The sequence below is a fragment of the Candidatus Magnetominusculus xianensis genome, from assembly GCA_001541255.1.
GTDB classification, from domain to species: Bacteria; Nitrospirota; Thermodesulfovibrionia; order Thermodesulfovibrionales; family Magnetobacteriaceae; genus Magnetominusculus; species Magnetominusculus xianensis.
In genome coordinates, this window is sequence record LNQR01000041.1 from 1 (window position 1) to 12514 (window position 12514).

Below are 12514 nucleotides of genomic sequence, written 5' to 3' on the forward strand. Positions count from 1 at the left end.
CACCATTGCTCACAATGGCTTGTAGTATAACGTCGTTGTGAGCAATGCAAATCAAAATTAATTTCCCTTGTCTATCTGTATAGTAACAGTGTATAATACAACCATGAAAATAAATATCAAAAACCTGTTGATAAGTTTAATCAGAAAGCTGATATACTTCGTAATATTTATTTTAATATTAATAAAGGCTTGCGAGGATGACATAATCGAGGATTATTATATTTGGTCTGGTTGGCGGACTCTGTACTTCAATGAGCCCGGCCAAAGCGATCAGGTACTACTAAATGCTCATTACGATGGAACCGACTTGATAAAACTCGATAATTTTACAAAAGACGCCTATGATATCAAGGTATTTACAAAAGCCCGTACTAAATATTGGTTAGGCGTGTACTACTGGTTAAGTTTTCGATATGAAACGTTTTCTACCTACTGTACAGAAGTCGATGAGAGCAAGACAGCCTTTCCATATTCATTAATGTCTCCGTCATGGTGGCCTGATGAGTTGCAAAAGCCATTTTTCGAGCCGCTTCGTGAACCAAATCGCTCGAACTATAAGTTTTACCGCTGCCGCGCTTTTAACGTTGCATACCGCGATTCGGTTTTTGAATATTTTGCTATAGACAATAAAACAAAAAAGGGATATTATTGGAAAACGGTAAGGAAAGATAAAGATATGGACAATGTCACTATAAAAAGATATTATTAATAACTGTCATTTCTCTGAAGCGACAACCATCAATAACCACATATTTATTCGATACTTCAGGCAAACCACTTCATAATAACATAAATATAATAATAATGAAAGCGTCGGCAATCGCTGGCCGGGCTTCCCTGCTATCTTTATATCTGGTGCGGTTTATTGTTATAATACGGCGTGCCGGATAGTCATTTGATTATAAGACGGCCGTAAATTATTCACAGGGGTAGCCAACTCTGAATATGAAAGACACTCCGGCGCTGCGCCGTGCTTTGATATGTACTGTGATTACGCTGATAATGGCGGCGGCGCTTTTGAGCCTTATCCTTTACGATGTTATAAACTCTGCTGATGAGCGTGAGCGCGCCAAGACCTTGCAATCGCTAAAGGATGTGATTACACGCCTTCATGCCGACACTATGCACGGACAGGCAATGGGCGCAGCGCTTTTAATGGGTTTAAACGAACCCCTGATAAAGGAAGTGGCAAAGGAAACGCTGCCGAGAGATGACCACAACACGCTGTTGCGGCTGGTTGCCGCTAAACGCATGTTTGGCGCGGACGGCATATTTATTGTAAATGCCTCCGGCGTCATTGTTGCCCATGAGTCTGATGTTAAGAGGTCAACTGGCATGGATATGTCTAAGCGGTCATATTTTAAACAGGCTATGGCTAACAAGTTAAGCGTTTACCCCGCCATTAGTATCAGCACAGGCGATAAGGTCTTCTACACATCAGCCCCGATACATGATGGGGAAACGGTTAATACCCCTGTAATCGGCGCATTGACTATGCGCATACCGGCAGACCCCGTAATTATTAAGTACATAGAGGCCCTCCCCGGCAGAGCGCTGTTGCTGTCGCCAGAGGGCATTGTCTATTCAACAACAGAACACTCGTGGCTCTATGCCTCGACAAAAAAATTAACAAAAAAACATATAGAAGACATAAGAAAAGAAAAACGTTATGGCAAGATGTTTGACAACAACACGCCAAAGCAGCTTCCATTTAACATAGAGGACACATCAGCAGTAATTGGCGGCAAGCGTTATTCCATAAGCAGGGATTTTTTCGATTGGAACGATATTGGCGGATTATGGCAGCTTGTCGTTATTCAGGACACAACAAAGTGGGCGTCCAGGTTAGATATCATAATCATAATAGCGGTCGTAGTGATTGGCAGTATGATTTTCGGGTTGTTGCTTTACATAATACTTCGGCAGCGCTGGCACAAGACGCAGGACGATATTCGAATAAAGAAACTCAGCAGCGCTATCGAAACCTCCCCCATAATGGTAATCATAACCAGTACAACTGGAGTAATAGAATATGTAAACGAGGCGTTTGTGCAGACTACTGGCTACACCATGACCGAGGCCATAGGAAATAAGCCGCTTATGCTCAAAAGCGGTCTCACACCGGAGGAGACATACAACTCTCTTTGGGCTGCCCTTCGTGAGGGACGCTCTTGGCAGGGTGAGTTCATAAACAGATGTAAGGGCGGCGCCCTTTGCACGGTGTTTTCGACCATAACGCCCCTTGCAGGTGAAGACGGAAAGGTGGTCAACTACGTATGTCTTCAGGAGGACATCACCGCACGGAAGCAGATAGATGATGCGCTTGCCAAATCTCAGCGGCGTCTTTCTCTTCTTGTTGAGAACTCACCGCTTGCTATTATTGAGTGGGGTCTGGGCAGCAAAGTGGTTGCATGGAACCCTGCGGCAGAGCGTATATTTGGTTATACAAGGGAAGAGGCAATGGGAAGGACTGCTGCAGAGTTAATCATTCCCCAGGAAGCACCCCTGCATGAACCTAAAAGCAGTACCGAGCATGACTATCAGGCAAATATCACAAAAGACGGAGTGCACATCGCCTGTAGTTGGCACAACGTAACGCTTACAGATGAGGCCGGTCATTCAATCGGCGTGACTTCCCTTGTTGAAGACGTTACACATCGTAAGAACATGCTGGCTGACTTGAACCAGTACGTCAAAGAGATGGAGCGCTTTAACAGTTTGACCGTTGACAGAGAGCATCGTATGATTCAGTTGAAACGGGAGATAAATGATTTACACGAGAAAATCGGACTTGCAGCGAGATACAAAATCGTATCTTAACTCAAAAGGAGGACATTATGTTTAAAGAGGTAAGGACTCAACCGATGTTTGACTGGAGCATGATTGGTGATATTAAAGAAGGCCGCCCGAATCTGGGCGCTACAATGGATGTGGGTGTGTACAGGCTGATGCAGTTTACATTGAGAGACATTCTGATTAAGAAATTCAGCCCTGAGATAGCAGACCAACTATATTATGAGGCCGGCGAACTGGCCGGAACGGAGTTTTGTAAGGCTTTAATAAACAAGGGCAACAGCTTCCCTGAATTCATTAAAGAGGTTCAGGCGCTGCTCTCAGGGCTTAAGATTGGGATACTGCGTGTAGAGAAGGCCGACATGGAAAAAAGTGAATTCACGCTGACCGTCGCCGAGGACCTGGACTGCTCCGGCCTGCCAATGAGTGAGGAGACCATATGTACTTACGACGAGGGGTTTATAGCCGGATTGCTGCACGAATTTACGGGGACAAGGTTTAAGGTGAAAGAGGTTGACTGCTGGTGCTCAGGCGACAGGGTCTGCAGGTTTGAAGTAAAACCGGAGGCCAGTGCTTAACATAAAAGAAGAAGACCTCGATAAGATATCAGAGGCCTTTTATCTTATCCTTAACGGCAAGAAACCGGACGCTATTGTCTTGAGCGGGGACTATCCTGAGAACGAGATGACTCAGGCAGTCGGGTTTGTCAATAAATTCATCGCTGAGTACAACGGCGTTACGGAATCTATTTATGCCCTTGCCAGAGGTGATGTCAACTTTGATCCTCCAAAGGGCAAGATGCGGATTATGCAGTCTCTGAAGAGTTTACAGGCAAGTCTGAGAAATCTTACATGGGTAACTCAGCAGATAGCAAAGGGGAATTTCACACTTAGCGTTGACTTTATGGGTGAGTTTTCAACGGCCTTTAACAGCATGACAAAGCAGCTTGAGACCTCCTTTGACAGTCTGAAAGAGGCGGAGGAGACACTTCAGGCAAGAGTAGACGATATGGGAAAGATGCGCCTTGCCATGTTAAATATAATGGAGGACTTGCAGGAGTCAAGACAGGAGGCAGAGGCTGCCTCAAAGGCCAAGGCCGACTTCCTTGCCAACATGAGCCACGAAATACGCACCCCGATGAATGCCATAATAGGCATGGCACACCTTGCCCTAAAAACAGAACTAACGCCAAAACAAAGGGATTATGTTCAGAAGATACAACACTCCGGTAAGCACCTGCTTGGCATCATAAACGACATCCTTGATTTTTCAAAAATAGAGGCAGGAAAGCTGGACGTAGAATCGATAGAGTTTGAGCTGTCCCCAGTGCTGGATAACCTTGCCACGCTCGTGTCTGAAAAATCAGCGGCAAAGGGCCTTGAGTTAGTCTTTGACATAGACCCGGGCGTACCCAATAATCTTATAGGCGATCCGCTGCGCATTGGGCAGATACTGATAAATTACTCAAACAACGCCGTGAAGTTCACCAAAGATGGTGAGATTGTAATCAGGGCAAAGATAGCAGAACAGGACGAAGACACTATGCTTTTGCGTTTCGAGGTCAAAGACACAGGGATTGGTCTTACTGAGGAACAAATTGGAAAGCTCTTCCAGTCATTTCAGCAGGCAGATACCACTACGACACGTCAGTACGGCGGCACGGGGCTGGGGCTTGCGATTTCTAAAAGGCTTGCCAATCTGATGGGCGGCGATGTCGGCGTAGAAAGTGAATATGGCAAGGGCAGTACGTTTTGGTTTACTGCACGGCTTCAAAAGAGCAAGAAGCTGAGACGGGACTTGACGCTTGAGCCGGGGCTGCGTGGCTGCCGTGTAATTGTTGCCGATGACAATGCGCAGGTCCTGCACACACTTAGTGAGCAGCTGCGCTCTATGACCTTCCGCGTGGAAGAGACCTCATCGGGCGAGGAGGCGCTAAGGGCAGTCAGCGAGGCAGACAGCGCAGGAGACCCCTTTATTGCTGCCTTTATTGACTGGCAGATGCCGGGGCTTGACGGTATAGAAACGGCAGCCCAAATTGCTGCCCTTACGCTGAGGCACAATGCCCCGCATTCCATAATATTAACCTCGCAGGCTACAGTAGAACTGTTGGCTAAAACAGAGGCAGTGGGGCTTCCGGTCATTGTTAAACCGGCAAGTCCTTCTACAGTGTTTGATGCGGCTATTGCTGCCATTAAAGGTACAGGGCAGGCTGTGTCTAAGTCAGACTCAGCAGCAGAGGGGCAGCAAAGCCTTTCTTTAATTACCGGTGCGCGGGTTCTCCTTGTCGAAGATAATGAATTGAATCAGCAGGTGGCATTGGAACTGCTTGCCGACAGCGGATTTATTACCGACCTGGCAGAAAACGGTGAGATTGCAGTACGCATGGCCACAGAAAATAGTTATAATATAATCCTCATGGATATGCAGATGCCGGTTATGGATGGGGTTGCAGCAACAATAGAAATCAGAAAGTACAGTCAATGCGCCGATGTGCCTATACTGGCGATGACAGCAAATGCGATGATAACTGATAAAGAGAAATGTCTTGAGGCCGGTATGAACGACCATGTGGCCAAACCCATAGACCCTGACAAACTGTTTGAATGTATGCTTAAGTGGATACCTCCGCTTAGGACAACCGGTGCGGCAGCAACGCTCATAGCCCCAGTCGCGGTTAAAGCGCCCGAATGCTCAGGCGGGGTCGATGACCAGCTAGCTGCATTGCGCGCTGTTGCCGGGCTTGATGTGGCAAGCGCCCTAAAGCGCGTACTAGGCAAACCTGCCTCATATATATCGCTCCTGAAGAAATTCATCGCTGGACAGGCTGACTCTGCCGAAGAGGTGAAAAAAGCCCTTAACGAGGGGCGCGAGGGCGATGCCGAGCGAATTGCCCATACAGCTAAGGGCACGGCAGGTAACATCGGGGCAACTGTAGTCCAGGAAAAGGCCGAAAGGCTGGAACATGCAATTAAACACCGCAGCGCCGTTGAGGAGACAGAGGCGATACGTAAAGAGTTTGCTGAGACGCTTCATGGGTTTCTTATAGGATTGCAGGGCGCGATGCCGCAAGAGAAGAAAACTACAGAGACAGTTGCTGTTGATATGGAGGCCCTTAAGCCCGTTATATCACGCTTAGAAGCGCTGCTTTCAGATGACGACTCAGAGGCAGCCGATGTCTTTGCAGAATCATCAGATATGCTGAACTGTGCCTTTGGCGGGGCAGCAAAAGATATAGAGGCCGCTATACAGAATTATGATTTTGAGAAGGCACTTTTAACGCTGCGAAGCGCCATTAACAAGAACACTTAACAATAGAGGAGTATAAAAACATGGAAGAGCAACCGCAGACAATACAAAAAAACGTAATACTCGTAGTGGATGATACCCCTGATAATCTCACCCTGATGAGCGGCCTGCTAAAGGACACCTATAAGGTCAAGGTGGCAAACTCTGGTGAGCGGGCATTGAAGATAATAAACTCAGACTCTCCGCCAGACCTCGTATTGCTTGATATTATGATGCCGGAGATGGACGGCTTTGAAGTAATCAGGAGAATGCGCACAAATGAGGCCACAGCGGCTATTCCGGTGATATTTCTTACTGCCAAGGCCGAGGTCGAGGACGAGCGCATGGGGCTTTCCCTTGGCGCTGTGGATTATATTACCAAGCCGGTGAGTCCGCCAATTGTGATGGCACGCGTAAAAAACCATCTTGAGCTGAAGGCAATGCGTGATTTTTTGAAACAGAAAAACGAGTTTCTCGAGCAGGAAGTAAAGCGCCGTACAGAGGAAATCTCAGCCATTCAGGATGTGACAATACTTGCCCTTGGCTCACTGGCTGAGACGCGAGACAGCGACACAGGAAATCACATCCGCCGGACACAGTACTATGTTGCAGCGCTGGCTAAACACCTCAGCGCCAATCCCCGTTTCGGATGGTTTCTGACCAGTAAGAACGTCATTACGCTGTTTAAAATTGCGGCGCTTCACGACATAGGCAAGGTGGGTATCCCGGACAAAGTACTGCTTAAGGCCGGTAAACTTGACAATGAAGAGTATGCCGTAATGAAGACACACACGACGCTTGGCAAGCAGGCAATTGAGGAGGCAGAAAAGCGCCTGGGCATCGAGGTGGAGTTCCTGAAATATGCCAAACAGGTAGCCTGCTATCACCATGAAAGATGGGACGGTGCCGGGTATCCCGAAGGACTCTCCGGCGATGACATTCCAATACCTGCAAGGCTTATGGCTGTTGCCGACGTATACGACGCCCTCATCTGCAAGCGTGTCTATAAAACCCCGATGACGCACGAACAGGCGAGGAAGATCATTGTCGAAGGGAATTCCACTCAGTTTGACCCGGACGTGGTGGATGCCTTCATAGCGCTGGAGGAGACGTTTATCAAGATAGCCAAACAGTTTACGGACGATAAGCTCTGATTCGTGTGACGGCTGCCGTGCATATTGATTTGCAGGAGGTCAATGGGCTATACTACTGGTGAAAGTAAAGGAGGATTTTGCAGATGCCAATATATGAATACAAATGCGATGAGTGCGGCGATGTCCTTGAACATATGCAAAAATTCACAGACGAGCCGCTCAAGGACTGTCCAAAGTGTGGTGGACAGCTGAATAAACTCATATCCTCGACTTCCTTTGTACTCAAGGGAGACGGGTGGTACGTTACCGATTATCCATCGAAAGACAGGCAAGACTCTATGTCGTCTGAAAAACCAGCGGGCAGCTCAGAAACGGCGGACAAGAAACCCATTGAAATTAATGAAACCAAATCCGACTCATCAAAGTCCGACAGCACAACTGCAACAACCGCTGGCGCTTCGGCAAAAGAACCTGTCGGCGTATAGGCTCAGGCAGCACTAAAGCATCCCCCCCTACGCAGGGGACTTCAGTCTTATCACATAAAAAATATTTTATATAAGGCCTTGCATATGTCTTGTGCAATAACGTATCATATAAATATATATTTATATGAGGAGGGTGTGCTATGGAAAGAGTGCTGTTCGTCTGTATCCATAACAGTGCGCGAAGCCAGATGGCTGAGGCACTGTTGAGAAGGCTTGGCGGCGGGCGTTATGAGGCAGAGAGCGCGGGGCTTGAGCCTGGGGTCTTAAATCCCCTGGTTGTAGAAGTACTGCAGGAGATAGGTATAGATATTTCGGCAAAAAAGACACAAAGCGTTGAGAGCTGTATAAACTCCGACATCAAATACGATTACGTGATAACGGTATGCGACGGGGCAAGTGCTGAAAGATGCCCTGTGTTTCCCGGCGGCGGCAAGAGGCTGCACTGGGGCTTTGACGACCCGTCCGGCTTCACCGGCACACATGAAGAGAGGTTGGCAAAGACAAGACAGGTCAGAGACGACATACAAAGAACCATAGAGAAGTGGCTTCAGTAGGCGGCATAAGATGGTAAAACTATTTGGGGCACTTTCAGATGATACGCGCCTAAGAATAATCAAGCTGCTTGACATAGGAGAGCTGTGTGTATGTGATATAACTGCCGCCCTGGAGCTGAGTCAGCCAAAGGTCTCATTCCATCTGTCTATATTGAAAGAAGCTGGGCTGATAGTGGACAGAAAAGACGGCAAGTGGGTTTATTACAGTCTTGGCGCTGGCGATTTATTCACCAGATTTCTGATTATCTCTATCTGTGAGAAATACTCAAACGATGCCGATATAAAGCGGCTTGAAAATTCACGAAATGCGAGGGCATGTCAATGAAAAAGAGGCTTTCAGCGCTGGACAGGTTCCTGACGTTGTGGATATTCATGGCAATGGCTGTGGGGGTAGGGACGGGGTATTTTCTGCCCTGGGTAAAGACACTTGCGTCGTCCATGCAGGTGGGCACTACATCGATACCCATAGCGCTGGGGCTGATTCTCATGATGTACCCGCCGCTGGCAAAGGTCAAATATGAGGAGTTGGGGCTGGTGTTTAGGGACAGGCGCGTGCTAGTGTTATCGTTAATACAAAACTGGGTGATAGGGCCGGTGCTGATGTTTTTTCTGGCGATTGTTTTGTTGAGCGACCTGCCTCACTACATGGTGGGTCTGATAATGATAGGGCTGGCGAGGTGTATAGCGATGGTTATCGTATGGAATGACCTGGCAGAGGGCGACCCTGAGTATGCTGCCGGGCTGACGGCATTTAATTCGATATTTCAGATACTGTTTTATCCGCTTTATGCGTACATATTTATCACAGTTGCCCCGGGGTGGTTTGGGCTAAAGGGGGCAGTTGTAGACATATCGATAGCGCAAATAGCAAAGAGTGTACTGATATATTTAGGGATACCGTTTGCGGGTGGTTTTCTTACCAGATATATTTTTTTACGGTTAAAGGGGCCGGTGTGGTACAACGAACGGTTTATACCACGAATCAGCCCGCTGACGCTGGTGTTTTTGCTTTTTACAATAGTGGTGATGTTCTCGCTGAAGGGGGACAAGATAATAACACTGCCCTCCGATGTGCTGCGCATAGCGCTGCCGCTTCTGATATATTTTGGCGTAATGTTTTTCATATCATTCTATATGGGCATAAAATATAAAATCCGGTACAACAAGACGGCGTCGCTGTCGTTTACGGCGGCAAGTAATAATTTTGAATTAGCGATTGCGGTAGCGGTGGCTGTCTTTGGGATAAACTCACCGGAGGCATTTGCAGCGGTCATAGGGCCCCTGGTAGAGGTACCGGTGATGGTGGCTATGGTCAGCGTGGCGCTGTTGTTTAAAAAGAAATATTTCAACGCCGCCGGTAGTTTAACATCGGACTAGGGTGTGAACTAAGCAGAGCCGCACTGATGGGGTACGGTCAGCCCTGCTGGTGTCAACTGGTCTATTCTATCGAACCTGTCAGCTTATAATGCTTGATGCAGAGATTGGTATATTTTGCTGTCGTGCTTCTTAGTCTATCGACAAGCGCCCTGAGGATTATTCGAAAGTCCTCTGAGGTCTTGTTTATCTCGGTATCAAGATAGTCCTTGTCAAACAGCCCTACCTTTACCTGCCCCACGGCTACAGCCGAGGCCGAACGCGGCTGTCTGTCTATCAGACTCATGTGCCCGAATATGTCCCCTTTTTCTAACTCTGTTATTGTTATCACTACGTTGTCAATCTTTATCTTTATTGCCACCTGACCAGACATTATCACATAGGTGCCTTCGCCGTGTGTACCTTCTTTTATTATCGCCTGCCCGTCTTCATATGTCTCGGTTACTGCTATCTTTTTCATCTCTGCCTCCGTAGAACTTTTCTAACTTTTATGGCTTTTCTAACTGGGGGGTGACTCCCCCCTCAGTGTTAGTCAATTATAATCAAATAGTGTCCTTTCTTTCCAGTAAATTTGCCCAGTGTTTTCTGTAAAAACCTATAAGACCCTTGTAAAAGTTTATCTTCTTTCTGAGTCCAAGCCGGTTTACGGATACACCTTCATGGTGAATTGCCCTTGAGTTGTGACAGAGGGCAATCGTATAGTTCGTATCTTTGTAGAGCCGGTAACACCAGTCTACGTCATTAAAAAAGATAGGAAAACCCTCATCCAGGGGGCCGACCTCCTCCCAGCACTCCCTCCGTATAAGCAGCGCTGACGCCATTGGCTGAGGCACCTCAGTAAAACATATATGCTCCTCCTGCGTCAACTTCCATTTCCTGAACCGCCCAATACTAAACACCCCAAATTGCTCCAGAATCAATGCCGCTAGCGATGGAAAACGCCGGCATGATATCTGAAATCTGCCGTCCGGATAGTATAACAGCGGGGCCGCTGCCCCGGCACGCGGGTTATTGCTCAGGCAGTCAAACAGCCCCTGCAAACACTCTGGAAAGAGCCTTATGTCGTTGTTTAGTAAAAAAATCACCTGCCCGGTGGACAGCGATACCCCAAGATTAGTTGCCTTTGCATAGCCGGTGTTTGTATCATTGCAATGGCAAATCACACTGGGGTGGGCGTCTTTGACGAACTCTGCGCTGCCATCTTCTGAGGCATTGTCTATAACTATGATTTCCTTTTCAAAATTTCCCGTTAATGCCTTTATCGATATGATACACTCATCAAGGAGCTGCTTATGGTTCCAGTTTGGTATAACAAAGGAAACTCGTACAGGGGCTTTCACTTACCGATGTGCAGTGCCTTCTTCAGGCGTGTTTTTAACTCCGGGTTGTTCTTAAACAGGGCCTTACCTGCTGAGTGCCTGAGTTTTCTCCATATGCCTACCATATTTTTTTGTGACAGTAAATAAAAATATGTTGCCTTAATCATGGAAAGTTCATCAGTAAGGCCGTCTTTTTCAGTGGTTAATATATGTTTTTCTTTGGAAAGTGTGTCTCTTTCTCCTGTCAAAGTGCAGATGGCGGCATTTTTGTCATCTATGATTGAGTCTTTTTCTCTTATTATAGTCATTTTTTCAGTGTGAAGGCTTTTTATCTCCCTTGCCCTGTCCATATCGAGGCTGTGCAGGGACAATATCTCTTTGAACACTGCATAGGGGGCGTCCATTTTATTTATGTCGTACTTTGATTCAATACATATGTGGCTGAGTTCGACTATTCCACCCGATGAAATCCTTAGCCCTATAAACGGCGGCACAAAGTAAACCTGCTTTTTCCTCAGATTCTCAAGGGAATCAAAAAATTCGTCGTATTCAGTTTTATTGTCGTAATCGACGTACATCCACTTATGAGGAAATTCATATAAAGTATTCCAGAGGGCATCCCGCCTGGTCAGCGATATGTCATTGTCCTTAATCCAGTCCTTGTCTATGTGCGGCATCGCGACAAATGTCCTTAGCTCATTCATCGTAGAGAGATAGTTAGTTGCGCAGTCCTCTATCAATTTGGGGATTTCGTCTATGTTGTGCTTGTTCAGTATAGTTATGTATCTAAGGGGAGGGGCTTTGGGATTTGAAGAAAAGGCATCTGTCAACCGCCTGAGGTTATCATAAAACACATCAAACCGGGCGCCCCTGCGCATTTTCTCAAATACTTCGGGATTCAAAGAATCCAACGATATATTTATATAGTTAAAACCGCTGCTGCTTAACTCATCTATTACACCGTCTGAGAGTTTCTTCGATAAATTTGTTGTAAATAAGACCTTTTTCCTGTGCTCATCCGGTATCATCTTAAGTATTGACTCGAAATCAGGGTGAATTGTCGGCTCGAAATAACACGACAGGTAAAAGCTGTTTAGAAGCGGCAGGAGTGTCAATATCTTCTCAAACGTCCTCTCGCTCACTGGAGTATTGCCGTTTATTGTTGACCAATCATTAATGCAAAACGGGCATCTTAAGTTGCAGTTGCCCGTTATGTCAAAAAACGACAAATCGTACTTATCCGGTTTATCCAGTGTTTCCAATCTGCTTCCTCGTGTTTAATTCATAAAAAAAGAGTACCGTCATACACTGCTGCCTGACTGTATCTACAAATATACATTTATTACCAGCAGGTTGTCAAGTGTTACAGCATATGTTTCATGTCTGTAGCGTGCCAGGGCGGTCTTGCTGCAATAATAATTATTTTTAATTTCTGCAAAAATACATTATAATAGAAACTTATTACTCTATCAGTGAAAGTAACCGTAAGAGTTGAAAGTCGTATTTACATAAGGGAGATGATTAGATGAAATACACTAATGGTGCAATGTTTCATTTTAACGGGGAGTTCAATTACCTGGGGCGTCCGGTTATTACAGATACCGCGTATG

Annotated in this window: 12 protein-coding genes; 9 read left to right on the forward strand and 3 right to left on the reverse strand. The window is 46.5% G+C overall.

All coding sequences use genetic code 11. The features are described from left to right. Positions 1–103: 103 nt before the first annotated feature. The 9 genes from ASN18_RS06220 to arsB all read left to right on the forward strand — a co-directional run bounded on the left by ASN18_RS06220 (position 104) and on the right by arsB (position 9588). A complete protein-coding gene (locus ASN18_RS06220; protein ID WP_085051886.1) occupies positions 104–709 on the forward strand; it encodes a hypothetical protein in 606 nt (201 codons plus the stop codon). A 236-nt stretch (positions 710–945) separates the two neighbouring features. Next, positions 946–2820, forward strand: coding sequence for a PAS domain S-box protein (locus ASN18_RS06225; protein WP_085051887.1), 1875 nt, complete (start codon positions 946–948; stop codon positions 2818–2820). 17 nt (positions 2821–2837) lie between these two features. Next, positions 2838–3371: a V4R domain-containing protein gene (locus ASN18_RS06230; RefSeq protein WP_085051888.1), complete on the forward strand. Its 534-nt coding sequence runs from the start codon at positions 2838–2840 to the stop codon at positions 3369–3371. After that, positions 3364–6102 (forward strand): response regulator, encoded by a 2739-nt coding sequence (locus ASN18_RS06235; RefSeq protein WP_085051889.1) that lies wholly within the window; start codon positions 3364–3366, stop codon positions 6100–6102. The genes ASN18_RS06230 and ASN18_RS06235 overlap by 8 nt, the downstream gene beginning before the upstream one ends. A gap of 20 nt (positions 6103–6122) precedes the next feature. Next, complete coding sequence (locus ASN18_RS06240; protein ID WP_085051890.1) at positions 6123–7232, forward strand: response regulator; 1110 nt, start codon at positions 6123–6125, stop codon at positions 7230–7232. Positions 7233–7315: 83 nt separating this feature from the next. Then, complete coding sequence (locus ASN18_RS06245) at positions 7316–7657, forward strand: FmdB family zinc ribbon protein (protein ID WP_085051891.1); 342 nt, start codon at positions 7316–7318, stop codon at positions 7655–7657. A 140-nt stretch (positions 7658–7797) separates the two neighbouring features. Next, a complete protein-coding gene (locus ASN18_RS06250; protein WP_085051892.1) occupies positions 7798–8211 on the forward strand; it encodes an arsenate reductase ArsC in 414 nt (137 codons plus the stop codon). A gap of 10 nt (positions 8212–8221) precedes the next feature. Further along, positions 8222–8536, forward strand: coding sequence for an ArsR/SmtB family transcription factor (locus tag ASN18_RS17790; protein ID WP_085051893.1), 315 nt, complete (start codon positions 8222–8224; stop codon positions 8534–8536). After that, the gene (gene arsB, locus ASN18_RS06260) at positions 8527–9588 is read left to right on the forward strand and encodes an ACR3 family arsenite efflux transporter (protein ID WP_085051894.1); all 1062 of its coding nucleotides are present in this window, start codon (positions 8527–8529) and stop codon (positions 9586–9588) included. The genes ASN18_RS17790 and arsB overlap by 10 nt, the downstream gene beginning before the upstream one ends. Positions 9589–9649: 61 nt before the next feature. On the opposite strand, the gene ASN18_RS06265 is transcribed toward arsB, so the two are convergent. The 3 genes from ASN18_RS06265 to ASN18_RS06275 form a co-directional block, all read right to left on the reverse strand. Next, a complete protein-coding gene (locus ASN18_RS06265) occupies positions 9650–10045 on the reverse strand; it encodes a Crp/Fnr family transcriptional regulator (protein ID WP_085051895.1) in 396 nt (131 codons plus the stop codon). An 82-nt stretch (positions 10046–10127) separates the two neighbouring features. Further along, positions 10128–10925 carry a glycosyltransferase family 2 protein gene (locus ASN18_RS06270; RefSeq protein WP_085051896.1) on the reverse strand — a complete coding sequence of 266 codons (798 nt, stop codon included), beginning with the start codon at positions 10923–10925 and terminating at the stop codon, positions 10128–10130. Then, positions 10922–12166: a radical SAM protein gene (locus tag ASN18_RS06275; RefSeq protein WP_085051897.1), complete on the reverse strand. Its 1245-nt coding sequence runs from the start codon at positions 12164–12166 to the stop codon at positions 10922–10924. The genes ASN18_RS06270 and ASN18_RS06275 overlap by 4 nt, the downstream gene beginning before the upstream one ends. Positions 12167–12514 lie beyond the last annotated feature (348 nt).

Coding starts and splice junctions, on each gene's coding strand:
- ASN18_RS06250 (WP_085051892.1), top strand. CDS start 7,798: ATGGAAAGAGTGCTGTTCGTCTGTATCCATAACAGTGCGCGAAGCCAG.
- ASN18_RS06245 (WP_085051891.1), top strand. CDS start 7,316: ATGCCAATATATGAATACAAATGCGATGAGTGCGGCGATGTCCTTGAA.
- ASN18_RS17790 (WP_085051893.1), top strand. CDS start 8,222: ATGGTAAAACTATTTGGGGCACTTTCAGATGATACGCGCCTAAGAATA.
- ASN18_RS06230 (WP_085051888.1), top strand. CDS start 2,838: ATGTTTAAAGAGGTAAGGACTCAACCGATGTTTGACTGGAGCATGATT.
- ASN18_RS06240 (WP_085051890.1), top strand. CDS start 6,123: ATGGAAGAGCAACCGCAGACAATACAAAAAAACGTAATACTCGTAGTG.
- ASN18_RS06265 (WP_085051895.1), bottom strand. CDS start 10,045: ATGAAAAAGATAGCAGTAACCGAGACATATGAAGACGGGCAGGCGATA.
- ASN18_RS06220 (WP_085051886.1), top strand. CDS start 104: ATGAAAATAAATATCAAAAACCTGTTGATAAGTTTAATCAGAAAGCTG.
- arsB (WP_085051894.1), top strand. CDS start 8,527: ATGTCAATGAAAAAGAGGCTTTCAGCGCTGGACAGGTTCCTGACGTTG.
- ASN18_RS06225 (WP_085051887.1), top strand. CDS start 946: ATGAAAGACACTCCGGCGCTGCGCCGTGCTTTGATATGTACTGTGATT.